We start from the raw sequence: 24,627 nt of genomic DNA on the forward strand, positions 1-24,627 counted from the left end.
AGAAAGGTTCGCCGTGCCCACTTCATTGTTTTCAATCCCGTGCTTATGGAAGTTGTCTAGCTTATAGGCATATTTTTCATGCGTGAGTCTAGAGTATATTAAGTTAACAAAGTCTAGTGAAAATAGACTCTGATTATATTTTAAGTGAAGTTCTTTTAGATATGGGATATTCTTTGATAAGAAGACCGCCTGGCTTGTGTCTCCGGCTACTATGGTTTTGTTTAAAATCCTAAGGTCTGTGAACACCAAAGGATAGTTATAAGATTTTTCATTCAGTTTTTTTGGATTAAAAATGTTCAAGCCTTTATTTCCGCCTAAGTAAATCAGACCATTTTCGGAGCAAAATCCAGTACTTAGATTAAATTCGCTCTGTTGAATGTTATTAAAGGAGTTGAGGTTTCCAATATAATTACTGGCTGGGTCAAAATAGTTGATACCACTAAATGTTCCGAGCCACAGTATACCATCTTTATCCTTCGTAATGCTGTGAACGGTGTTGTTGTTTAGGCCATCCTCTTTTGTGAATCTCACCGTTTTTTTTGTGGAAACATTAAACCTGAAAAGACCGTTATGCCGTGTGCCCGCCAAAAGTTCATCTTTTCCTATCCAGCACATGTTATAGACTACAGACCCGGGAATATCTCTTAATGTAGCATTGCTATAAATCTCCTTGGTTTTGTCTTTTTTGTTGTATTTATCTATGCCAGAGCCATAAGTGGCTAGCCAAAGGTTTTCTTTGTCGTCTTCCAGTATATCTCTAATATCTATTTTTCCCAGTTCTTTGATGTATTCAAAATCCTTTGTAGACTCCTTGAAACGGTATAGCCCTCCACGGTTGGTTCCGACCCAAATGACCTTGTTTTTATCCTCAAATATTTTTCTAACATCATTACCATCAGCTTGTTCGCCGTTTAAGAAGTATTGGCAATTTCCATTGTCAGGATTTAGAAGGTTGATTCCTCCTTGGTAGGTACCTACCCAAACTCTGTTTTTCGAATCTTCAAGAATGCTGAGTATATAGTCGTTTGAAAGAGATTTTGAGTTTTTACGGCTATGGTAGTTTTTTATAACCCCTAATTCTGGATTATAGTAATCCAGACCACCGCCATCTGTACCTATCCATATATTTCTGTTTTTAGAATGACTAAAAGAAGCAATTCTGTCATGGGCCAGTGTATGAGGGTTAGAAAGGTTTCTATTAATAAGTTTTATGGGTTCACCGTGAGGATTTACAAAGTTTATCCCAGTGTATGTACCTATCCACATATTGCCATCAATGGCTCTTTTTAAGGATAACACCGAGCGGTTAAATACACTAGAGCCGTCAGAATTCGGAAGAAACCACTTTATCTGTGGCAACTTTTTATCAAGAATACTGGCGGGTTTAATAATATTCAAACCACCGTTTCGGGTACCAATCCAAAGGTTCCCAGATAAATCACGTTCAAAACAAAGTATATTGTCATCACTTAGTCCTGTTTTGGGACTGCTTCCCTTATTTAGGTTGATTATTTCACCATTGGCTTTTATGATTTGAATTCCTTTTCCAGTTCCTATCCATAAATTATCGTGCTCGTCGGTATACAGGCAGTTAATGGATTCATGAATAAGATTTAAAGGTAGCTGTGTAACCTTTTTAGTTTTTCTATTGATTTTGTTGAGTCCATTACTATAGGTTGCCACCCAAATAATACTATCTTGTTTTAAAGCCAAACCAGAGATTTCGCTAGAGGATAATCCGTTTAAACCACTGCGGAAAATCTGTTCGCTCTTTCCGTTTTTAAGAATTTGTATACCCTCGTCATATAGACCTATGATAATTTCATTTTGTGAACCCAATATAGCACTACTAATATTGTCGCCTATGAGTCCGGATGCTTTATTCAGTTTATAAAAGTGATTGATTTTTGGATCAAAAATATCCAGCCCGTTTCCGCCCGTGATGAGTATCTGACCTTTGCCGTTTTTAAGGAGTTTTTCAATGTGATTATCCGATGGGCTTTTACTAGGTAAGTCTTCATTTTTCATAAAATGCTTGAAGTTCTTGCCGTCATATCGGTTGAGTCCTTCAGAAGTTCCTATCCATAAAAATCCGATAGCGTCTTGCTCAATGCTGTTGACTACGTTATGAGAAAGGCCAGATTCTACGTCCATAAGGTAGAAAGTTAAAGAAGATTCCGATTTAAATAGGTCAGCGTTCTTTAGCTTCTGAGCACTTAAGGTGTTAGAAAATATAAAGAAAACTAAAATCAAAATTGAAATTCTCATACGCCTTTGGAGCCCAATGATTGTTAAAAGTCCTACTAATGTTGGGAATAATACAAAGGTGAACGATTTGTCCCTCTTTTTATAACGATTTACACCCTATCTCACGCTGCTTAGCCCTTTAATATTGCACTAGGAAATAAAGCCCAAATATTCTTCCAATAATGATATGAAGTTATTTGGCTTTTAGAGACCCTGTTTAATTATTAACTAAAAATACTTTAAAAAGATGCCAACAAGATTACGATTGAAAGTCTGGCCGTTTTGCCTGATGCTACTTGCATTACTCCTAGGAAGAGGCCCAGATGTTTACAGTCAGACAAACTCAGTAACTGGAACAGTATTGGACGAAACAGGAATGACACTTCCTGGTGTTTCTGTTTTAATAAAAAGCACTACCATCGGTACTATTACAGACATAGATGGAAAATTTCAGATTAATATATCTGGAAAAGAAAATCCTGTATTGATATTCTCTTATATAGGATATCAGGCGAAAGAGATTATTCTTAATGGACAAACTCAATTGGAAATTAGTTTAGAGGCTGACTTACAAGCACTAAGTGAAGTAGTGGTGGTAGGTTATGGCGAGCAAAAGAAAGCTACCTTGACAGGTTCTGTTTCTCAAATAACCGGAAAGTCTTTAGAAACTAGCCCACAGCCTAACTTATCTAACTCTTTAGCCGGAAGGTTTTCTGGAATCATAGCCAATAACCGTGCGGGTGAGCCAGGGTATGATGGTTCTAGCTTTACTATTCGTGGTTTAGCTACTACAGGAAATAATGACGTTTTAGTGGTTATAGACGGTGTTCCCGGTCAAATCGGTGGTTTAGAAAGGCTTTCGCCAAATGACATTGAAAGCGTTTCTGTACTGAAAGATGCTTCAGCTGCCATTTATGGCTCTAGGGCTGCTAACGGTGTTATTTTAGTAACGACAAAAAGAGGAAAGAGTGGTAAACCAACAGTGTCTTATAACTTTAACCAAGGTTTCTCTTCACCAACTCGTTTACCTGAAATGGCTGATGCAGCCACTTATGCTCAAATCAGAAATGAAATCGCTTATTATAACAATGCAGGTAATGGTTTAAACCAAGTTTATTCCGAAGCTGAATTGGCTAACTTTAGCAATGGTTCTGACCCAATAAATTATCCTAATACGGATTGGGCGGCAGCCACATTAAATAATGTAGCTCTTCAAAATCAGCATAACCTGAGTGTTAGAGGTGGTTCTGATGCTGTTAGTTATTTTATTTCTTTAGGGAAATCTGGTCAAGACGGTCTATATAAAAATGGAGCCACATCCTATAATCAGTATAATTTCAGAACGAATATTGATGCCGATATAACCGAAAGGTTGAAAGTTGGTATCTCTTTGTCTGGAAGAAAAGAAGACAGACAATATCCTACAGAGGGAGCGGGTACCTTATTCCGTTCTATTTATAGAGCTTATCCTACTGTACCTGCGGTTTATCCTAATGGTTTGCCATCTTCAGGGATAGAAAACTCTAATCCGGTAGTAATGGCTACAGAAGCCGGTGGATTAAATCAGAATCCAAATTATGTATTTAATGGAATACTAAGAGCGAGCTATAAACTACCGTTTCTAGATGGTCTTTCAGTTGATGGTTTTTATTCTGTGGATGAAAACTCTAACAGGAAACAGAATTTCCTGATACCTTACACTTTATATAATTATAACAAAGCTTCTGATTCATATAATCCTGTGGTAGTAGGCGGTGATGCAGACCAGCAAGCGGCATTGTTTGAAGAACATTATAATCAATCAATGAGTGTGAGTAATATCAAGTTAAACTATAAGAATTACTTCGCAGGTCATTATCTTGATGTGTTTGTAGGTTATGAGCAAAGCTCAAATAGTTCGCACACTATGGGTGCTTCTAGATTACATTTCCCTACTACAGAAACACCCGAATTAAGTCAAGGTGGTGCTGCGGCTTCCGATTATAACAACTACGGCAGTAGCTATAACTTTACTAGAAAAAGTTACTTAGGTCGTTTTCTTTACAACTATAATGAGAAATACATGGCGGAGGTACAGTTAAGAGCTGATGGTTCTTCTAACTTCCCTGAAGGTAGTAGATATGGTTTCTTCCCTTCCGTATCGGCCGGTTATAGAATATCAGAAGAGTCTTGGTTTAAGGATAATATAAGCTTCTTTAATGACTTGAAAATTAGAGCTTCATATGGTCAATTAGGAAATGATAACGTAGGACAGTTTCAGTACTATGACAACTACTCTTTTAACAACCGTTACCTGATAGGTGATGAGGTAACTACAGGTATTGATTTGACTAGATTAGGGAATCCTAACATTACTTGGGAGGTAGCTAAGAAAACGGATATCGCATTAAACGCCGTTTGGTTAAAGAACTTTACCACGGAAGTGATATACTTTAAACAAAATAGAAGTGACATCTTAACAGTAAGAAATGCTTCAATTCCTGCTACGTCTGGCATTGTGAATCCTTATAATGGAAGCACACTGGTACCTTCAGAAAATATAGGTGAGGTAAAAAGTAGCGGTATTGAGACGTCTGTTGGTTATAACAAAAGCGGAGATTTTAGCTTTGGTATAGCTGCCAATTTCACTTATGCTAAAAATGAGTTAGTATTTAAAGATGAAGCCGCGGGTGTTTTAGATTATCAGAGAGAAACAGGCAGGTCGTTAAATACTTATTTGCTTTATAATGCCATTGGTATTTTTAGAAGTCAAGAGCAGTTAGATGCTACTCCCCATGTGGCAGGAGCTCAAGTAGGTGACTTGATCTATGAAGATTATAATGGCGATGGAAATATTTCTGCGGATGATATGGTGCGTAGCGAATATGGAAATATTCCGCAAATGACTTTTGGTTTGACGCTTCAGGCGGGCTACAGAAACTTTGACCTTTCTGCTGTTATTTCTGGTCAAACGCAGGTGAGTCAATACGTGCTTCCTGAGTCTGGTACTGTTGGGAATTTTTACAGCACCTGGGCCGACAATAGATACAGCCCATCAAATACCGAGGGCACATATCCTAGAGTAAGTGAGCGTTCGTCTTCTGCTGTTAGTGGTGGTCTTTACAGAAATAATTTCTGGTTAAATGATGCCTCTTTTGCAAGATTGAAGAACATTCAAATTGGCTACACATTGCCTGAAAGCATTTTGGGGAGAGCAAATATTGGCTCGCTAAGAGTCTACGCCAATGCTTTTAACCTATTTACACTTACAGGTGTGAAAGATTTTGATCCAGAGGGTTCTAGTGAAAGCGGTCAGTTTTACCCGCAACAGAAAATTCTTAACCTAGGTCTGAACATTCAATTTTAGAATAATTAGAAATGAAAAATAAAAAAATCATAATACCGCTTTTGGCTCTTGGCCTATCGGCGATAACAGCAATAAGTTGCAAAGAAAATTTTCTGGATATAGTACCTACAGATAGGGTATCGGATGCTTCTATTTTAAATGATTCTACGCTTTTTGAGAGTTATGTCATTAACAGATATTTAAGCGTAAGACTGACCAATAAAGAAGGTGACGGTAATGTTCCTGGTTTTGGTAGAGGTTTTGAATACGCTCTTTGGAGTTCGCTTACTGATGAGTCCATTTATAATAATGACGACAACACTTGGTTTATTCAGCAAGGGCAGCTGTCTCCTGAAAACACGGGAATTGCTGGTACTTTTTGGGGACGTTCATACCGCAGTATAAGAGAGTGTAATTATGCCTTAACGCATATTGGAGAAGTAGGTCTGAGTGAATCTTATGAGAAGATTCTAACCGCCGAATTAAGGTTTATTCGTGCATTCCGCTACCATGATTTGATAAGAAATTACGGTCAAGTAGTGTTGATGGGAGATAAGGTTTCTCAATTAGGAGAAGACTTTTCCGACCCTGCTTTTTACGATAGAGCGTCTTTAAACGAAGGTTTGGCTTATGTTACAACTGAATTAGCTGCAGCTGCCGCAGATTTGCCAGCTCAAAACTCAGGTAACTGGAAAGAAGGTAGAGCTACAAAAGGTGCTGCATTGGCATTAAATGCTCGTCTTAAACTGTATGCGGCTAGTCCACTTTATACGGGTGGCCAAAACGATACTCAGAAATGGCAAGCTGCAGCTCAAGCAGCCAAAGCTGTTATGGATATGCAGCAGTACAGCCTTTATCAAGGAGGTTACGGACAGCTTTTCTTGACGCCTAATAGCAATGAGGAAACAATTTTTGCGAGATATTATAACATCAATTCTAGACATACGGCTTTAGAAATTGCCAACGGTCCAAACGGATATGATGGCTGGGCGGGGAATGTACCGCTTCAAAACCTGGTAGATGATTATGAAATGATGGACGGAAGCGACTTCTCTTGGGATAATCCAGAGCAGGCAGCAGCTCCTTATGAAAACCGTGACCCACGTTTTTATGAAACTGTACTTTATAATGGTGCAGATTATAGAGACAGAAAGGTGGAAACGTTTATTCCTGGCGGAAGAGACAGTAAAGATGGGCCTGCCAACTGGAACACCACTAAAAGTGGATATTACCTAAAGAAGTTTGTGGATGAAAGCCTACCCATCAAAAACCCTTGGAATGTAGCAGGAACTCAAAATTGGACATACTTCCGCTATGCGGAAATCTTACTGAATTACGCAGAAGCTCAAAACGAAGCTGTAGGTCCAGACGCTACGGTATATGATGCCATCAATAGCATTAGAAGTAGAACAGGGGTGGAAATGCCAAATCTTCCTACAGGTTTGAGTCAATCAGAAATGCGTGAGCGAATTAGACGTGAAAGACGTATTGAGTTGGCGTTTGAGGAGCACAGATTCTATGATGTGCGTCGTTGGATGACAGCCGATGTGGTAGAAAATCAGCCAGCTTATGGAATTGAAATTTTTAAAGCAGCAGATGGTAGCCTTACATACAAGAGAATGGTAAGTTTACAGGGCAAAAGCTTTAGTACGCAACATTATTGGTTGCCTATTCCTAGGGCCGAGATTTTAGCATCAAACAATCAATTACAGCAAAATCCAGGATATAACTAAAATGAAGAGGAGGATGAAAGTCCTCCTCTTTTATAAATTTATTATATGTTAAAACGTAATAGGAAATTTAGAATTTCGACCCACAGCGTCATATTTTTCAGCTTTATCTCATTTTTTAGTTTTACTTCTTGTGGCTCAGATTCACTGCTAACCGCTCCAGTGGTGATTCCAGAAATAGATAATGCTATTCAGATAAATGCTTTGACCGACAGAAGGTTTCAAGAAATTGAAAACTTTGGAGCATCAGACGCTTGGTCTTGTGCTTTTGTGGGGCAGTGGCCGGCCGCAAAAAAAGAAGCCGTAGCTGAACTTTTATTTAGCAAAGAATTGGATAACAGTGGAAACCCGAAAGGAATTGGTTTGTCACTTTGGCGATTTAATTTAGGTGCTGGAAGTGCTGAACAAGGAGCCGACTCCGACATTAAAGACGAATGGCGTAGAGGAGAGTCTTTCTTAAATGCGGATGGTACGTATGACTGGACTCGCCAAGCGGGTCAAGTGTGGTTTGCTGAAGCAGCTAAGAAACATGGTGTAGAGAAGCTATTGGCTTTTACAAACAGTCCACCTGTATCCATGACTAGAAATGGTAAGGCTTACGCCAATAATAGTGAAACCAATTTAGCCGCAGAAAACTATCCGAAATTTGCGAAGTATCTGAGCACCGTACTAAAAAACTTCAAAGAAAGAGGGCTGGAGATAGATTATATCAGCCCAGTTAATGAGCCGCAGTGGGATTGGTCTAAGCCGAACCAAGAAGGTACGCCGTATTATAATAATGAGATAGCGGGTATTATAAGAGCGTTAGACAAAGCTTTGGATTCGGATGGATTGCAAACGACCATTGACTTGGCAGAAGCGGGTAAAATTAACTACCTGTTTGAGGATGCCGATAAGCCCGGAATAGGAAGTCAAATAAACGCTTTTTTTAATGAAAGTTCTGCGGACTACATTGGGGATTTAAAGCATGTAGCTCGTAATCTTTCTGCTCATAGTTATTTTACCACGTCGCCATTTGAAAGTTCCGTGGCAATGAGAACCAAGTTGAAAAATGCCGTAGAGCAGCAGGCTGGCTTAAGTTTTTGGATGAGTGAGTATTGCATATTGGGAAATAATGATGGCGAGATAAAAGGAGGCGGACGCGATTTAGGTATATCACCTGCCTTGTATGTGGCTCGTGTTATTCATAATGATTTGGCAGTGGCCAATGCATCTGCTTGGAACTGGTGGACGGCCGTTTCGGCGTATGATTATAAAGACGGCTTGGTTTATGTAGATAAGAACAATACCGACGGTGATTATTACGAATCCAAGATGCTTTGGGCATTAGGAAACTACAGTCGATTTATACGTCCAGGTTTTGAAAGAGTGGAGGTTTCTTTAGACGGAAAATTTACCCAAAGTGAAAACTTCTTAGTGTCTGCTTTCGAGCAGCCAGAAACCAAAGAAATGGTGTATGTTTTGGTCAATTCGGGTACCGCTGCCATAGAATCAGCTTTAAACCTGAACGGAAAAAAAGCAAACACCTATAAAGCTTATGTTACTTCTGAAACTGCAGATTTGGCAGAAATGAAGATAGCAGGGGCTGGCAAATTGAGCATTCCTGCTCAGTCAATTGTGACTGTTTTGGTAAATAAATGATGAAAATCTAGTCTACTTAAATAATGCCAATCTTTAAAGATTGGTTAATTAAGACCCTTTGGCTTTGCCGAAGGGTCTTTTTTGTGGTTGGTGGAGGTAGATTAAGACTCTAGGTTCCAAATTCGTGTTTCATAATAATTGTCTTAGGTTTTATTATCTTGAAGTTCAAAATCAAAAACTATGGAGCAAGCACTACAAACGATGATTGACAATATGCCCGAAAAAACGGGCAAATCATTAGCAGAATGGAAAACAATATTGGCGGCTAAAAGCTTTGCTAAGCACGGTGAAGGCATAAGTTTCCTGAAGAAAGAGCATGGTGTTACACATGGTTTTGCAAACATGATTCTTCAATTGTCGAAAGAGAGTCAAGCAACGCCAGAAGATTTAGTAGCTAAACAATACATAGGAAAAGAAGCCTTAAAGCCAATTTATGATAAACTGCTAGAAGTGATTTTGGCTTTAGGTGATGATATCACTAAAACACCCAAAAAGGACTCGGTTAGTTTGATAAGAAAAAGGCAGTTTGCACTCATAAAACCAGCCACCAAAACCCGCATAGATTTAGGTCTTAAACTCAAAGGAAAGCCAGAAACAGAAAGACTAGGAAACTCAGGGCCTTTTGGCACCATGTGCACGCACCGTGTGAAACTAACAGATGTCGCAGAAGTGGATGAAGAATTGATTTCTTGGCTTAGGGAGGCTTATGAGGAGGCTGAGTGAGGAGGATTAGAGTCCCTTCTATTTTTAATCAGAATTAAATAAAGTACATAATTGGATTTCGGCAGCTTAAATCAGGATTGCCGTTAAATAAAAGATATCTATAGTTTAAAATTTATAACGTAGTTTTAAATAAGTTAAGTAACCCAATTTAATCGTTCCATGAAACTCTTAAAACAGATCTGGTTTTGGAATTTGAAATCTAAAATATTATGAATTATGGAATTCAATGAAACCGATAACCAAATATGCTAAAAGTGCCAATGTTAATATAGCTTATCAGGTAGTGGGTCAAGGTAGTATAGACCTACTTTTTGTGCCAGGGTGGGTTTCTAATATTGATCTCATGTGGGTAGATAAGTATATGGCCGCTTGCTTAAGTAAACTAGCAGATTTTGCCAGATTAATTCTCTTCGACAAAAGAGGGACAGGACTTTCGGATCGTGTTAGTCCACTCTGTACACTAGAAGAAAGAATGGATGACATCCTTTGTGTTATGGATGCTGTAGGGGTTCAAAAAGCTGTTCTTTTTGGGCATTCCGAAGGAGGAACTATCACAAGTCTTTTTGCCGCTAAATATCCCGAAAGAACCATTTCATTAATCACTTTTGGTGGTTTTGCAAAAAGAAAATATACTAAAGATTATCCTTGGGCACCAAAAACAGAAGAACGAGAGGTATTTTATCATGCTATCGAAAACCATTGGGGAAACGGACAAAAGATGGGACTAGAATGTATTATGCCCTCTATGTCTAAAGATAAAGATTATTACAATTGGTTTGCTAGTTATTTACGTTCTGCTGCTAGTCCAGGAGATGCACTGGCTCTTGCCAAAATGAATACCGAAGCTGATATTACAGATATTTTAAATACCATTAAAGCTCCTGCACTGATTCTTCATAGAACAGATGATCTAGATGTTAATATAGAAGAAGCCAAATTTTTAGCCCATAGTATTCCCACTTCGCAGTATGTAGAATTATATGGCACTGACCATTGTTTTTGGGTAGGTGATTCTTTTTCTGTTTTAGCAGAAATAGAAAATTTTATTACAGGAATAAGACCAAAGAGAGAAGCTTATCTCGCATTTCAAAAAGCCGGAAATTCGATAAAAATCGATATTGAAGTCACAATGAATCGAAACTTTAAATATGATTTAAAAATAGAGGAGTTTGCTAAACTATGCGGGCGAAGCCTTTCTGTTTTTAAACGAGATTTTGAAGAACACTATCATACCACACCTTACAGGTGGCTTAAATTGAAACGTTTAGATTATGCGAAAATGCTCCTATATCAAAGTGATTTAAATGTTAATCAGATTTGTTATGAGAGCGGTTTTAAAAATAACTCGCACTTTGTAGAGTCGTTTAAGCAGCGGTTTCATTTACCTCCCAATCAATTTAGAGTCAAGAATTTTAAGAAATAGAGCCAGATTATTTTCGCTGGACTTTAAAACACATTTTTTGAACGTATTAGCAAATCATACATGCAATATTTAATTGAAATTTGGTTATCAATTAATAACCAGTTAAATAAGCATGAAAAAAATAATTATTCTAATTTATGGAAGTCTGGCCTATGTGGTATTTCTAGTGGCATTTCTTTACGCCATAGGTTTTGTGGGCAACCTCTTAGTACCCAAATCAATCGATAGCGGGGTGGCAACTGATTCGCTTCCAGCACTTCTTGTTAATGTAGCTTTACTAAGTGTTTTTGCCCTGCAGCACAGTATTATGGCGAGGCCTGCATTTAAAAAGTGGTTTACAAACTTTTTAAGTCCGGCCATAGAACGAAGTACCTACGTACTTTTGTCCAGTCTGGCTCTTCTTTTGATTTATTGGAAGTGGGAACCTATGAACGACTTAGTATGGAATATTGAAAATGAGATGATAGCTTCTATTTTGGTAGGAGTATTTTACATGGGCTGGCTAATCGTTTTCTTATCTACTTTTATGATAAGTCATTTTGAACTTTTTGGGCTTACGCAAATCTTTAATAATTTTAAAAATAAACAAACTCCAAGCCCTAAATTTCAGGTAAATTGGTTTTATAAAATAGTAAGACATCCAATTATGTTGGGTTTTATTATTGCTTTTTGGGCTACACCAATCATGACCATGGGACATCTTTTATTTGCTGTAGTTACTACTGTCTACATACTCATAGCCGTTAAGTTTTTAGAAGAAAAGGACTTGGAAAAAGCAATAGGCAAAGATTATGAAGACTATAAGAAGGAGGTGCCAATGATTGTACCTTTTGTAAAATAGAGATGTGGAGATAATTACATTTGCAAACCTTCTTGTCTTTGGACAGGAAGGTTTGAAACAGATAGATGCAAATTCACCCAAACCTATAAACCCCATAAATCGTTTATATGGCAGTAGTCGCTTTTTATAGAAAAGATTTCAAATAAACAACACAAGCAATGAGCGACCTTCAAGAGTTTCAAAAATTAGTTATAGCCAACGCAGCAGAGGTAAAAGGTTTGTCAATTGGTGATACCGCTCCAGATTTTACTTTGCCAAATGCTTTTGGTAAAAATATTTCGCTTTCAGAAGCCTTGGGGAAAGGTAAGGTTATCTTGAAGTTTTACAGAGGAGAATGGTGTCCTATTTGTAATCTTGACCTTAGAGAAATACAGAAGCACTTGCCAGAGATTCAGGCATTGGGAGCTACGGTTTTTGCCATTAGTCCACAAAGTCCGGACGGTGCACTTACTGCTGCACAAAAGAATGAACTAGGTTATGAAGTACTTAGTGATGCCCATCAAGAAGTAATAAAAGCTTATAATCTACAGTTTGACCCAGGAGAAGATTACCATCAACGTAGAGATTTGACAAAGGAAAATGGCGATGGTTCTAAAACACTCCCTGTCCCAGCAACTTTTATTATAGATTCCAATCACAAGATATTGGCAGCTCATGTAGAGGCCAACTATACCGAAAGAATGTCTGCTCTTGAAATCATAGAAGTTTTAAAAGAGATGAGAGATTAATGATTGGTGTACACGCTGATTGCTTAGAAATAGTGAATGAGAATGTTTTAGAGAAAGTTGCAAAATTCTTGCAATATTTGGAAAAATGTTTATGAAAATTTACTATAAAAAGCGGTTTCTAATACGGATACCAGCCATTCTTTTTTAGCAAAGCACAGGAACTGTGCGGGTTCCTCTACAGAATAGCGGTCAATGGCATATTTTAAAATTTACATCTTCAAATTTTGCCAAATTATCTACCTATAATACAAAAGCTTCCAAAGCAATTCAAGAAGGGCTATCTTTAGGAAACTAAGAGATACCAGTGAACTTGAAACAGAGTTTTATAATCGTACTTTTTATGGCTTTCGCAAAATTGACTTTTGCGGCGGATACCCTTACATTCGAGAAGGATATAAGGCCTATGCTTGTGGACGAATGCATAAAATGTCATAATACCAATACTTCTAAAGGGGGAATTAATATTGACAATTTTAAAGAGCAGGCTCGCGTAATCCAGAGTGGATCTTTTTGGTTGGAAGTTTTGGGTGTAATTAAAGATAAATCGATGCCCCCAAAGTCTGAAAAACCACTTTCTGATGCCACCTATCATAAATTAGTTTCAGGAATAGATGCCATTTTAAAAGCTTCTTTAGAAAAGGAGACGCCAGGGAAAGTGGTGATAAGAAGATTAAGCCATGCCGAATATCAATATACCATTTTCGATTTACTTGGCGTAGATTTTGACGCTAGAAGCTATTTTCCATCCGATGGTTCGGGAGGTGGAGGTTTTGACAATCAAGGACGGGCACTGTTTTTTACGCCATTAAAGTTGGAACGTTATTATGATGCAGGCAGTCAGATAGTAGACTCGGCTTTGGCAGATGAAGATAAATGGAACAGGATTGTTCCTTTTGCCTTTAAGGCTTCTGGCTGGCAGGGTATAAAAAATTGGTTTATAACACTTTTTTCTGACAAATATGATTATCTAAACGATTCAGATTTAGCGGCAGAAAAGGTGATAGACCAAGTGGCTAGTAAGGCGTACAGACGATTCTTAAAGGCGGAAGAGAAATCAAAATTGATGACTTTGTTTCAGTCTGTGTATTCTGAGAAAGAGGCGGTTAAAAACCCGCTAAGATTCAATGAGAGTATTGCTCAAGTATTGAAAGCATTGCTTGTTTCTCCTAATTTTTTATATAAAGTAGAGGAAGAACCACAAAAAGAAGGGGCTTATCCATTGAGCGACTTTGAGGTGGCTTCTAGGTTATCTTACTTCTTATGGTGTAGTACGCCAGACCAAGAATTGTTTGATTTGGCGTATGCTGGTAAGTTACATGATTCTACCACCTTGGCCATGCAGGTTAAACGAATGATAGCCGACCCAAGGTCTAAACGCTTTGCCGAAAACTTTACTGTGCAGTGGTTGGGTATTACCAAGCTTTTGGACGCAGAGCCTATGGTAGACGCAGAGATGTATCCAGAATTCAACTTGGAGTTAAGAAAGGATTTGTACCAAGAAGCCGCAGCTTTTTTTCATCATGTGCTTACTAAAAGCAAGAACATGATGGACTTGGTGAATAGCGATTATTCAATGTTGAATAAATCTTTAGCAAATTTTTATGGCATAGAGGGTGTTCAAAGCGATGACTTTTTAAAAGTGGAATTTGCAGATAATAGGAGAGGAGGGGTATTAGGAATGGCGGGCGTTTTGGCTACGACGTCCATTTCTACCAGAACCAGTCCTGTGCTCAGAGGAAAATGGGTCATGGAACAGATTTTAGGTATTTCGCCGCCGCCGCCGCCACCTGAAGTTTCCGAACTTACCGAAGATAAAGGGATTCATGAGGCTTTGGGCTTACGCAAAATTTTGGAAAGGCACCGAGCTGATCCAGAATGCCAGTCTTGCCATGAAAAGATGGACCCTTTAGGTTTGGGTTTAGAAAACTATGACCCTACAGGTCAATGGCGAGAGAAATATGAAAAAGTGAAGATAGACGCCTCCGGAATAACGTCGGAAGGGGAAGTCTTTAATGGTCCAGAGGAGCTAAAAAAGATATTGCTAAAAGATGAAAAGAGAATCGCGAGAAATTTTTCTAAGAGAATTCTTTCTTATGCACTAGGTAGAACGATTTTGTTTACGGACGAAACGGCTTTAGTGAGGTTAGAAAACGTCTTAATAGAAAATAACTTTAATCCAGAACCTTTTCTCATTGAACTGGTGAACAGTTATCCTTTTTTAATGAAACAAAGCGATTTCGAAAAGAAGAGTATTTGATGCTTGGTTTGGGATATTGAGAGCATGAAGCGGGATTTATGATCAGATATGGTCTTGAAGGAAGAAAGCGAGGTCAGACAAGCTTAGAAATAATAAAGAATTTATAATGGCAAAAAGTTGGCAAATATCAAGGCGAAGAATGCTCCAAGGAATGGGAGCCACCATTGCCTTACCAGTATTGGAAGCAATGGGTAAACCGTTTAGTACAGCTTTGCCTGTCAAGTCTCCCGTTCGTTCGGCTTTCTTTTACATGCCTAATGGCGTCCATCCAGACCATTGGACGCCCTCAGCATTTGGAAAGAACTATGAATTGACACGTCAATTGATGCCTTTAGCAAAACTTAAGGGAGATGTCTCTATTCTGAAAAACTTGATGAATAGACATTCAATTTTTAATGGTGCAGATGGTCATTATGCCAAATCGGCTAGTTTGCTCACTTGCGGTCAGATACGCCAGACGATTGGGGATAATATCTTTAGTGGAGGTATTTCTATTGACCAAGTTATGGCTCAACAATATGGGACCGAAACCATTTTTCCTTCGCTGGAATATGGCTTAGATCGAATCACGACAGGGGTAGATATTAATGTGGGCTTTACCAGACTCTATGGCTCTAGCATTTCATGGAAAAATGCACAGCAGCCTATGACCAAGGAAATTGACCCTAAGTTGGCTTTTGATAGACTATTCAAATCTTTTGTGCCTGGCGTAAAAGTTAAAGATGACCCATGGAAAAAAAGTATTTTAGATACGGTTTTAGAAGATGCTAATGCTCTTAAAAGGAACTTGGGACGTTCAGACCAAGATAAACTATCAGAATATTTAGAGTCTATCAGAAGCGTAGAAAAACGTATTCTGAATGAAGAGCAGCGTGAGAAGTTTGGTTCAAAAATTACCGCTGATATAAAAAAGGAATTGACCAGAGTCAATCAAAACATTGAAGAGTATCAGGAAATCTATTCGGGCATAGACATTACCGAAAAAACACGTTTGATGTTAGATATCATGGTTTTGGCTTTTTGGAGTGATGCCAGTCGTGTTTCTACTTTTATGTTTGGTAACTCTGTAAGTAATAGAAGTTTTTCTTTTCTAGATGGTGTTAAAGGAAATCATCATTCCTTTTCGCATCACATGAATAATCCTGACCTGATGGAGCAATACTTGAAAATATCGGTTTGGCATGTGGAGCAATACGCTTACTTTTTACAAAGACTGAAAGACATCAAAGAGGGAGATAAAACACTGTTAGACAATTCTATGGTATTATTTACCTCAGATTTAAGAGATGGGAATCGCCATTCACCTAGAGATTTACCTATCATTATTGGAGGCCATGGGGGAGGAAAAATAAAGCAAGGACAAAACTTGAACTTTAAAGAAGAGACGCCGCTTGCAAACCTGTATCTGACAATGCTTCAATCTCAAAATTTTGATATGAAGCAGTTTGGAGATAGCACCAACACACTTGGTTCTTTAATGTCATAAATACTTCATCGAAAAATCTTATAATGCCTGATAAACCACTCGAGCGGTTTCTGACGAAGCCTGTTACTATTATATTTTTTGGCGTATTTGGTTTGCTACTTTTTGGGTTGAAATTCTTAAATATTACTTTAGAATCACCCGTTTTGCTTACCATTGGTCGTTTTCATCCTATTTTATTGCATTTCCCTATAGTCTTAGTTTTGATAGTACTAGGGGCGGAGTTCCTGCGTTTTTTTAAACTCATCCAAATAGAAAATAGGGTATTATTTTATTCTTTTTTGATAATTATCCTGCTTACTTTAATCTCTATATTTTCTGGCTATATGCTTTTTGCTTCAGGAGAATATTCAGGATATCTGATGGAGCAGCATTTTAATGGAGCCCTTATAACGGGCAGTCTATTGTTTCTGAGTTTTGCATTTTTTGTATATCATTGGAAGTATCAAAAACTATATTGGATTTATTTATTGGCATTAATAGGAACCAATGTAGCGGCACTTTATACGGGCCATCAGGGTGGTAATTTGACACATGGTCAAAACTATTTAACGGAGTATTTGCCGATGATAGGAAAAGAAATAGAAACCGAACCTAAATCAGATTCTATTCAGTACTTATATGAAGATATAATCCAACCCATTTTCGAGGCAAAATGTGAGGGCTGCCACTCTACTTTAAGGGCCAAAGGGAATTTTTCTGTAAGCTCTTTTGAAGATTTATTCAAAGAAGGCAAGAGTGGGAAGATAGGTTTGAAGCATTATTTACCAGATGAAAGCGAGCTTTTTTTGAGGGTTATTATGCCAGATACCGTTTCAGACCGTATGCCACCTGCCGGTAAAACGCCCTTAGATTTAAAAGAGATAGCGATTTTGAAATATTGGATTGCCAATGGAGCCAAAATGAAACAGCCTTTGGCAGATAGTACTACGGCTGATAGTACAAAATTAGAGATGGAATTGTTGGTAAATCAGCTAGAGCCAGCACTGAAAAAGTACCGCTTTAATGTCCAGAAATCGGCATTGAATGCTGAGAAACTAGCAGCAGAATTGGAATATTTGGCCACCGACATGGAAGTGGTTATAAAAAGAGATGAGACTGCAGAAGGCGAAATGTATACACTGTCTACCACCTTTCCTCCTTCGCCTTTTGGCAGTGAAAAACTGGAGCAGTTAAAGCCTTATTTGGACGTTTTTACTAAGGTGTCTTTAGTGTCTTCACAGATAGATGATGCAGATTTATACCTGATAGCTCAAATGAGCAATTTGAAAGAGCTTTATCTCCAAAAGACAAAGTTAAACGGCAGTGGATTGATTCATTTGAGTAAGATGGAAAACCTGAAAGTTTTAAACGTGTCTTTTACGAAAGTGGATGATAAAGCACTGTTAGATTTGGTGAAATTTCCAGCTTTAAAGGAGGTTTATTCCTATAGTACAGAAACCACTAAAGACGTCATTATAGCATTACAGAAATACAAGCCCACGCTACAGATTCATGCAGAGGAAGGTCCTTATTTTTAGAGAGCCAGTTAGATTTAATACAAAAAAAGCCACTATCGTTTGACAGTGGCTTTTGATATTAAAGACGAAGATGTACGCTTTTAAATATTCTCCACATCACTCATAAAGGGCTGGTTATAATGCCTTTTTCCTGTGTTTTTGTAAAGGGCATTTGCTACCGCACCAAATACTGGTGGGAAAGGCGGCTCACCTAAACCCGTAGGGTCAATCTCGTTTTGAACGAAGTGTACATCAATAGATTTTGGGGCTTCGTTGTGCCTAATCATACGATACGTATCGAAATTATTATGGTCTGGTTGACCATTGTTTAAGGTCATGGCACCATAAAATGATTGACCAATTCCATCAACCACGGCACCTTGCACCATATTTGTAGCTGCATCAGGGTTTATTATAATTCCACAATCAATAGCAGAGGTAACTTTTTCTACATAAGATTCGCCATCACGAGTGACCATATCTACCACATGAGCGGCGTAAGAATTATGACAGAAATAAGCGGCAACCCCTCGATTATATTTTCCATTGTCAGATTTGCCCCAGCCCGATTTTTTTTTGACCAATTCCAAAACACCAGTATATCTATCAGCATCATAATCATTGTTTTCGCCTACAGGGTTATCTTTGGCACGTTTTAGCATTTCTAGTCGCATGTCTATTGGGTCTTTGCCCATTGCCTCCGCCAATTCGTCTAAAAAAGACTGCTCAGCGGCGGCGTTGAAATTAGATCTGGGAGCTCTAAATGCTCCAACAGTAATATTGGAGGGAATTTCCCATGACTCCGCCAAATAGTTGTCTACCGCACCAGCTGGGAAACGGTTTTCGTGAATAGGACTTTCTGGGATTCCACCGCCTTTCACATGAAAACCTATCAATTTTTTATTAACATCTAAAGCCGCACGGTAGGTAGCCGTGTACATTGGGCGGTAAATACCGTAGGTCATATCGTCTTCACGAGAGTATATTAATTTCACAGGAGCCTTTACTTTTTGAGAAATCAATGCAGCTTCAAAAGCAAACTGAGGATAAGCCCTACGACCAAACCCCCCACCCATCCGGGTCATTTGTATTTCAATTTTCTCCGGAGGTAAATTAATAAGTTTGGCAAGTGTAGGTTCCATCCACCCAGGAGCTTGGAGAGGACCAGCTATTAAAGCACTACCTTCTTTTACATCTGCAAAGAAATTCATAGGCTCCATGCAATTGTGTGCTAAAAACGGTGCATTATAGGTACGCTCAATAATCCTGTCGGCATTTTTGAAAGCCGTTTCAGGATCACCGTCTTTTCGCAATTGATTGGCTTGTTTTTTTGCATATTCTGCCATCATAGCCATTTGATTGCTAGTGGTTTCCAAGCGACCAGGGATGGGAACTTGGCTTACTCCTTTTCTGAAAACATTAATGGTCTCTGTTACATCACCAGCTGCCTTCCATTGTACTTTAATCTTTTTGCGAGCATTCATCACTTGCCAAGTAGATTCACCAACTATGGCTATCATTTCATTGAAAGTGCGGGTGTCAAAACTGCCTTGCTCAAAATCGTCGTCGTATAATTTAAAACTAAAAACATCCTTAATACCAGGCATTTTTAAGGTTTGACTGGCGTCAAAAGATTTCAATTTCATACCGAAAGCCGGCGGGTGTTGTATCATGGCTATCAGCATGCCATCTACATGATAATCCATACCAAAAAGGGGCTTTCCAGTAACTACTTTTTTGCCTTCTACGTTTTTCTTTGATTTGCCAATAATGCTGAAGTCTTTAAACTCTTTATTTTTTGCATCATTTGGCACAGGGAGTGTAGCGGCTTTGCTTGCAAACTCTCCGTATTTAGCAGATTTTCCACTGGAATGTGATAAAATACCTGCCTTAGTAGTGATTTCAGTTGCTGGTACATTCCAAGTTTGAGCGGCAGCTTCTTTCAGCATTTCTCTTGCATAAGCTCCCGCTGCTCGTAATGGTTGCCAGTACATTCTAACGGAATTACTTCCACCCGTAAACTGAGGGCCTAATTTTGTATTGTCGTGAGGTCCCATTTCCACCATCACATCTTCCCAAGTTACGTCTAGCTCTTCTGCCACCATCATAGGCAGCGAAGTCATCACATTCTGACCAAATTCAGGGTTTGGGCAATAGATTTTTATGCTATTATCGGCTGCTATTTTAATATATCCAGTAAGCTCAGACCATTCTTCTGGAAGGTTTAATTTGTCAGAAGCTTTCGCTTCACTAAACCAGCTAAAACTTAGCATCAGTCCTCCTCCCGCTAAGGCGGACGACTTTAAAAATGAGCGTCTATTTTGTTTATTATTTTTCATCTTTATTTGGCTTTTGATGCAGTTTTAATGGCTTCCTTTATTCTCAAATAAGTGCCACATCGGCAAATATTACCACTCATGCTGGCTTCAATATCTTCATCGCTTGGTTTAGGATTACTTTTTAAAAGAGCCGCCGCGGACATGATTTGCCCAGATTGACAATAGCCACATTGAGCCACGTCATGCTCTAGCCAAGCCTGCTGAACTGGGTGAGAGGCATCTTCAGATAATCCTTCAATGGTTGTTATTTCTGCTTTGCCTACGGCTGAAACCGGTAACTGACAAGAACGAACAGCGGTTCCATCAAAATGAACAGTACATGCACCGCACTGTGCTATACCACATCCGAATTTGGTACCGGGCATATTAAGATGGTCTCTTAAAACCCAAAGCATAGGAGTGGCTGGGTCAACTTCCACGTCTTTTACTTTGCCGTTTATTTTTAATTTATATTTAGCCATAGTGTTGGTTATTACATTTTTATAAAGATAACAATTCTGAATTTAATTTTATTTTTGATTTCGGACAGATACTTACTAAAATCAGTATAAAAAGATGCTAATGAGTAGAAAAGGAGTAAGTTCGGTATAAATGCTTTCATTCTAATTTCTTAACTACTTTGGCTGGTACTCCTGCTACCACGGTGTTTGCTGGCACATCTTTAGAAACCACAGCACCAGCCGCCACCACTGAGTTTTCGCCCACCGTGACACCTGGAAGAATGATGGCTCCAGCTGCTATCCAAACATTTTTCTTTATCACAATTTTATCTAAAATCAGAGCTTTGCGTTCGCTTGGATTGATAGAATGGTTTTCTGTGATTAGTTGCACATTAGGGGCAATCAATACATCATCTTCAATAGTTATTCCACCTAAATCTAAAAAAGTACATCCCTGATTTATAAACACATTTTTGCCAATAGAAATGTGTTTTCCAAAATTTGTTTGGAGAGGTGTGAATACAATGGTTGACACATCCACTTTCTGGTCAATAATTTGACTTAATATTTCTTTAATTTTATCAGCGTCTGTTTCTGTATTTAATGCCACAGTTAGCTTTTTAGTCACACTTACCTGCTCAAATACTTTAGTAAATTCAGGGTCACTATTTTGTATGACGCCTCCATCTAGCATTCTTTGAAATATGTCTTTTTTCATAGATTAATTAATTCTTTTGTGAACATTAGAAAAACGATAATTAAGCGTCACATTCAACATAAAATCTTTATTGTCAGGCACATTTGATTTAAAAGTCTGGTTAATGGTGCTTTGTAAGCCAAATGGCGATTTTTTACGGCTTAGGGTTGCATTTGCTGAGAAATAACTTCCGCTGTACCCGTCAGTATGAAAATAAACAGAAGGAAACAAATTAGAATTAAGGATTTTACCAAGTCCAATGTTTGTTATGCTGGTATTGAAGAATAGAACGTTGGTTTCTTGGGGCTCATTTTTTTGAAGCCCATGAGTTTCTAAACACATCAACCTTATTCCAAATTTATCATTGAATTGATAACTCGGAACTGCCTCAAAAGAAATAAATCGCAGCATCCCTGTAATTTCTTTGGTGCTGCCATCTTCATTATCTTGTCTTTGAATTAAGGTAAAAGCGGGATGTGCCCCAATCCTTAAACCAAACTTTTTATTTTCTATCAATCTATATCTTACCGAGCAAAGCATTGAACCTTTTTTCGCATTGGGTACCATACGGCTATCTGGTTCAAAACTGAGATTCATTTTCCTATATTAAAAATTTGTAACAAAAGCTGGGTGATTCAATGAAAAGGATGATTGAAAAACCGTTATTTGTAATGCCTATATTACCTATAAATCTTTTGGGTACTATCGCTCGCTTGAGCAAATGCACTTGCTGATAAAAATGCAAATGGAAGGAAAAGAAACAAATCTTGAAAAGCTTCATTAGGAATATCTATAATTAAAAGCTGAATACTTTTATAAAGGTATATCGTTGCGAAAGTCCAATCCTTATACATTTTACGGTTTTACCAACCAGTTTTACCGAAGTGTTATATTTTTGATATTTATGGGAATAGATTTGAATAAAAATGCGGCATGGAAATTTACGACAGCATAAAAAAATACAACGAGAAGTTTAATAATAAAACTTCGCATCCATTGATTGGCTTGGTCGATTTGAACTTGTCTGACCCTATACCAAGAACCAAATTCAGGTTAGATTTCTACGCCATCGTAATCAAAGAGACCAATTGCGGAGATATTAGATACGGCAATCAGTATTATGATTATTCGGAGGGTACTGTGGTGTTTTTGGGCCCAGGTCAGGTTATTACCAATGAGCCTGAAGGGGAAATTTCTCAGCCATACGGAAAAGCACTTGTGTTTCATGCTGATTTGTTGGTAGGTACAGCTTTGGGAAAACAAATTCATGAGTATTCCTTTTTCGGTTATCAATCTCACGAGGCTTTACATCTTTCAGATAAAGAAAAAGAGACATTGAAAGTCTGTTTTGATAATATTTCAGCCGAAATAAATCAGAACATTGACATCCATAGTAAAAAGCTAATTGTAGCCAATTTGGAACTATTGCTTAAATACTGCTCGCGTTATTATGACCGCCAGTTTATCACTAGAGAACATGCAAACCTTGGAATAATAGAGCAGTTTGAGCAAAAACTAAATGAGTATTTTACTGGTGAACAATTGAAAACTAAAGGTTTTCCTTCCGTGTCATATTTTGCAGAGCAATTGCATCTTTCGCCTAATTATTTCGGGGATTTAGTCAAAAAAGAAACAGGCAAAACCGCTCTGGAATATATTCAAACCAAACTAATGGATGCTGCCAAAGAACTTATTTTTGATACATCTAAGTCTATCGGTGAAATTTCTTACGAACTAGGTTTTAAATATCCGCAGCATTTCACTCGCCTTTTTAAACAGAAAGTTGGGGTTTCACCCAATGAGTTCAGAAACTTAAATTAAACCCTAACATCATGAAACTTAAGCTAATCTTCCTATTTCTAATTTCATTTTCAGCCTTTTCTCAAAATACCAATCGCGTACTGAATTTATTTCCGGCAGGAACGGAACTTATTGGCAATATTCCTTATGCAGACGACACATTGAAAAAGCATCAATTGGATATTTATTTGCCTGCCAATATGCTGGGAAAAATACCTTTTGTGGTCTTTATACATGGTGGCGGCTGGCTGGGCAATGACAAATATGCGGATATCGGTTATATGGGTAATACTGTTTCAGCTTTGATAAACAATGGCTATGCAGTAGCTTCGATAGATTATCGTTGGGCTTCACAAGCGGCTTTTCCTGCTTTGATTCAAGATTGTAATTCTGCACTTAGTTTCCTTTGCAGTAATGCTGACAAGTATAATTTGGACGAAAACCGTATTGCCCTTATGGGTTTTTCTGCTGGTGGGCATCTGGCTTCCTTGCAAGGTTTGGCGAATAATAATGAAGTTGCTCAATTCTTTATGAGCGGAAAGGGTCAGAAGTTCAATATTAAAGCGGTTGTAGATTACTATGGACCTTCAGAATTAGCCTCCATGCCAAGCAGCGAAGACCCGAAAGCACCCGAAGCCATCCTGCTTGGAGCTACTCCAATATCACGCCCCGATTTATCGAAAATAGCGAGTCCTATAACTTATGTTGATAAAAACGACCCATCTTTCCTGATTTTCCATGGAGAGAAAGACGACATGGTGCCTAACCGACAATCCAAATTACTAAGTGGCTGGCTAACAGTAAATGGGGTACAAAACAAAATTACGATTGTGCCCGATGCCCCGCATTTCGGAAAGATGTATGATACGGATGAGTATCGGGATATGGTGATTGGTTTCTTGAAGGAGGCGTTTAAGTGATTACTAATAGTTATTGGTTAGGCGATAAATGTTTATTGCACTTCGTAGCAATTGTTTAAATAATTATAATCCTGTTGCCTTTTCTTGGGCTTCCGTATATCTAGTTCCTACTATTTTTAGTTCTTCAGAATCGGCGGTCAATTCTTCAAATTATTTTTGACTGAATACTATATTGCTTGCTCCATTATTTTCAACATAACGGTGAATTTTGGTGGTTCCTGGTATAGGAACCATCCAAAGCTTTTGAGCTAGAACCAAAGCCGTATCAAAAATGATAACTCTTCTATTACTACTTTATACATCAATCCAATAGACTGACTATCTGGAGGAAATGGAGTATATGAAAAGCTCATTACCATGTAGGCCAAACCTAAGGATGAAAACTCTAAACCTTAATTTCCTAATTTCATTTGTTTGATGAATTTATTCCGACAAAGTTACTTTGATGAGGAAAGTTTTTTTAACAAAATTCAAAGCTATTGTTCCGAAAATAAATCAGGTATTTCTTGAATTCTCCTAATTCATATTCCTGCA

General features: G+C 38.2%; 17 protein-coding genes. 12 read left to right on the forward strand and 5 right to left on the reverse strand.

Annotation, left to right across the window (positions count from 1 at the left end):
• Nucleotides 1–2,268, reverse strand: a 2,268-nt coding sequence (locus ACTBZY_RS06700) for a ligand-binding sensor domain-containing protein (protein ID WP_463045577.1), incomplete at its 3' end; no start/stop codon positions are given.
• Between the two features lie 226 nt (nucleotides 2,269–2,494).
• On the opposite strand from ACTBZY_RS06700, the gene ACTBZY_RS06705 reads away from it, so the two are divergent.
• The 10 genes from ACTBZY_RS06705 to ACTBZY_RS06750 all read left to right on the forward strand — a co-directional run bounded on the left by ACTBZY_RS06705 (nucleotide 2,495) and on the right by ACTBZY_RS06750 (nucleotide 17,918).
• Complete coding sequence (locus ACTBZY_RS06705) at nucleotides 2,495–5,593, forward strand: SusC/RagA family TonB-linked outer membrane protein (protein ID WP_463045578.1); 3,099 nt, start codon at nucleotides 2,495–2,497, stop codon at nucleotides 5,591–5,593.
• An 11-nt stretch (nucleotides 5,594–5,604) separates the two neighbouring features.
• A complete protein-coding gene (locus ACTBZY_RS06710) occupies nucleotides 5,605–7,305 on the forward strand; it encodes a RagB/SusD family nutrient uptake outer membrane protein (protein ID WP_463045579.1) in 1,701 nt (566 codons plus the stop codon).
• Between the two features lie 45 nt (nucleotides 7,306–7,350).
• Nucleotides 7,351–8,943, forward strand: coding sequence for a glycoside hydrolase (locus ACTBZY_RS06715; RefSeq protein WP_463045580.1), 1,593 nt, complete (start codon nucleotides 7,351–7,353; stop codon nucleotides 8,941–8,943).
• Between the two features lie 180 nt (nucleotides 8,944–9,123).
• Complete coding sequence (locus tag ACTBZY_RS06720; protein ID WP_463045581.1) at nucleotides 9,124–9,666, forward strand: DUF5655 domain-containing protein; 543 nt, start codon at nucleotides 9,124–9,126, stop codon at nucleotides 9,664–9,666.
• A gap of 226 nt (nucleotides 9,667–9,892) precedes the next feature.
• Entirely contained in the window at nucleotides 9,893–11,089 is a 1,197-nt protein-coding gene (locus tag ACTBZY_RS06725; protein WP_463045582.1) for an alpha/beta fold hydrolase, read from the forward strand.
• Between the two features lie 112 nt (nucleotides 11,090–11,201).
• Nucleotides 11,202–11,930, forward strand: coding sequence for a methanethiol S-methyltransferase (gene mddA, locus ACTBZY_RS06730; RefSeq protein WP_463045584.1), 729 nt, complete (start codon nucleotides 11,202–11,204; stop codon nucleotides 11,928–11,930).
• Nucleotides 11,931–12,088: 158 nt separating this feature from the next.
• On the forward strand, nucleotides 12,089–12,658 hold the full coding sequence (locus ACTBZY_RS06735) for a peroxiredoxin-like family protein (protein ID WP_463045585.1): 570 nt from the start codon (nucleotides 12,089–12,091) through the stop codon (nucleotides 12,656–12,658).
• A 304-nt stretch (nucleotides 12,659–12,962) separates the two neighbouring features.
• Nucleotides 12,963–14,915, forward strand: a complete 1,953-nt coding sequence (locus ACTBZY_RS06740) for a DUF1592 domain-containing protein (RefSeq protein WP_463045586.1) — start codon at nucleotides 12,963–12,965, stop codon at nucleotides 14,913–14,915.
• Between the two features lie 106 nt (nucleotides 14,916–15,021).
• Complete coding sequence (locus ACTBZY_RS06745) at nucleotides 15,022–16,401, forward strand: DUF1552 domain-containing protein (RefSeq protein WP_463045587.1); 1,380 nt, start codon at nucleotides 15,022–15,024, stop codon at nucleotides 16,399–16,401.
• 23 nt (nucleotides 16,402–16,424) lie between these two features.
• Nucleotides 16,425–17,918, forward strand: coding sequence for a c-type cytochrome domain-containing protein (locus tag ACTBZY_RS06750; protein WP_463045588.1), 1,494 nt, complete (start codon nucleotides 16,425–16,427; stop codon nucleotides 17,916–17,918).
• Nucleotides 17,919–17,998: 80 nt separating this feature from the next.
• On the opposite strand, the gene ACTBZY_RS06755 is transcribed toward ACTBZY_RS06750, so the two are convergent.
• The 4 genes from ACTBZY_RS06755 to ACTBZY_RS06770 all read right to left on the reverse strand — a co-directional run bounded on the left by ACTBZY_RS06755 (nucleotide 17,999) and on the right by ACTBZY_RS06770 (nucleotide 21,970).
• Nucleotides 17,999–20,236, reverse strand: coding sequence for a xanthine dehydrogenase family protein molybdopterin-binding subunit (locus ACTBZY_RS06755; protein WP_463045589.1), 2,238 nt, complete (start codon nucleotides 20,234–20,236; stop codon nucleotides 17,999–18,001).
• A gap of 2 nt (nucleotides 20,237–20,238) precedes the next feature.
• Nucleotides 20,239–20,697 carry a (2Fe-2S)-binding protein gene (locus ACTBZY_RS06760; protein ID WP_463045590.1) on the reverse strand — a complete coding sequence of 153 codons (459 nt, stop codon included), beginning with the start codon at nucleotides 20,695–20,697 and terminating at the stop codon, nucleotides 20,239–20,241.
• Between the two features lie 136 nt (nucleotides 20,698–20,833).
• Entirely contained in the window at nucleotides 20,834–21,394 is a 561-nt protein-coding gene (locus ACTBZY_RS06765; protein WP_463045591.1) for a sugar O-acetyltransferase, read from the reverse strand.
• 3 nt (nucleotides 21,395–21,397) lie between these two features.
• Nucleotides 21,398–21,970: a hypothetical protein gene (locus ACTBZY_RS06770; RefSeq protein WP_463045592.1), complete on the reverse strand. Its 573-nt coding sequence runs from the start codon at nucleotides 21,968–21,970 to the stop codon at nucleotides 21,398–21,400.
• Nucleotides 21,971–22,306: 336 nt separating this feature from the next.
• Here ACTBZY_RS06770 and ACTBZY_RS06775 point away from each other — a divergent pair, with 336 nt between their 5' ends.
• Together ACTBZY_RS06775 and ACTBZY_RS06780 are read left to right on the forward strand one after the other, a co-directional pair.
• Nucleotides 22,307–23,194 (forward strand): helix-turn-helix domain-containing protein, encoded by an 888-nt coding sequence (locus tag ACTBZY_RS06775; protein WP_463045593.1) that lies wholly within the window; start codon nucleotides 22,307–22,309, stop codon nucleotides 23,192–23,194.
• A gap of 11 nt (nucleotides 23,195–23,205) precedes the next feature.
• A complete protein-coding gene (locus ACTBZY_RS06780; RefSeq protein WP_463045594.1) occupies nucleotides 23,206–24,093 on the forward strand; it encodes an alpha/beta hydrolase fold domain-containing protein in 888 nt (295 codons plus the stop codon).
• Nucleotides 24,094–24,627 lie beyond the last annotated feature (534 nt).

The sequence above is a fragment of the Arcticibacterium sp. genome, from assembly GCF_055134445.1.

Excerpts from the sequence above, each read along its gene's own strand:
- ACTBZY_RS06780 (WP_463045594.1), top strand. The coding sequence starts at position 23,206 with ATGAAACTTAAGCTAATCTTCCTATTTCTAATTTCATTTTCAGCCTTT.
- ACTBZY_RS06735 (WP_463045585.1), top strand. The coding sequence starts at position 12,089 with ATGAGCGACCTTCAAGAGTTTCAAAAATTAGTTATAGCCAACGCAGCA.
- ACTBZY_RS06760 (WP_463045590.1), bottom strand. The coding sequence starts at position 20,697 with ATGGCTAAATATAAATTAAAAATAAACGGCAAAGTAAAAGACGTGGAA.
- ACTBZY_RS06775 (WP_463045593.1), top strand. The coding sequence starts at position 22,307 with ATGGAAATTTACGACAGCATAAAAAAATACAACGAGAAGTTTAATAAT.
- ACTBZY_RS06750 (WP_463045588.1), top strand. The coding sequence starts at position 16,425 with ATGCCTGATAAACCACTCGAGCGGTTTCTGACGAAGCCTGTTACTATT.
- ACTBZY_RS06720 (WP_463045581.1), top strand. The coding sequence starts at position 9,124 with ATGGAGCAAGCACTACAAACGATGATTGACAATATGCCCGAAAAAACG.
- ACTBZY_RS06725 (WP_463045582.1), top strand. The coding sequence starts at position 9,893 with ATGAAACCGATAACCAAATATGCTAAAAGTGCCAATGTTAATATAGCT.
- ACTBZY_RS06755 (WP_463045589.1), bottom strand. The coding sequence starts at position 20,236 with ATGAAAAATAATAAACAAAATAGACGCTCATTTTTAAAGTCGTCCGCC.
- mddA (WP_463045584.1), top strand. The coding sequence starts at position 11,202 with ATGAAAAAAATAATTATTCTAATTTATGGAAGTCTGGCCTATGTGGTA.
- ACTBZY_RS06705 (WP_463045578.1), top strand. The coding sequence starts at position 2,495 with ATGCCAACAAGATTACGATTGAAAGTCTGGCCGTTTTGCCTGATGCTA.
- ACTBZY_RS06715 (WP_463045580.1), top strand. The coding sequence starts at position 7,351 with ATGTTAAAACGTAATAGGAAATTTAGAATTTCGACCCACAGCGTCATA.
- ACTBZY_RS06710 (WP_463045579.1), top strand. The coding sequence starts at position 5,605 with ATGAAAAATAAAAAAATCATAATACCGCTTTTGGCTCTTGGCCTATCG.
- ACTBZY_RS06765 (WP_463045591.1), bottom strand. The coding sequence starts at position 21,394 with ATGAAAAAAGACATATTTCAAAGAATGCTAGATGGAGGCGTCATACAA.
- ACTBZY_RS06745 (WP_463045587.1), top strand. The coding sequence starts at position 15,022 with ATGGCAAAAAGTTGGCAAATATCAAGGCGAAGAATGCTCCAAGGAATG.
- ACTBZY_RS06770 (WP_463045592.1), bottom strand. The coding sequence starts at position 21,970 with ATGAATCTCAGTTTTGAACCAGATAGCCGTATGGTACCCAATGCGAAA.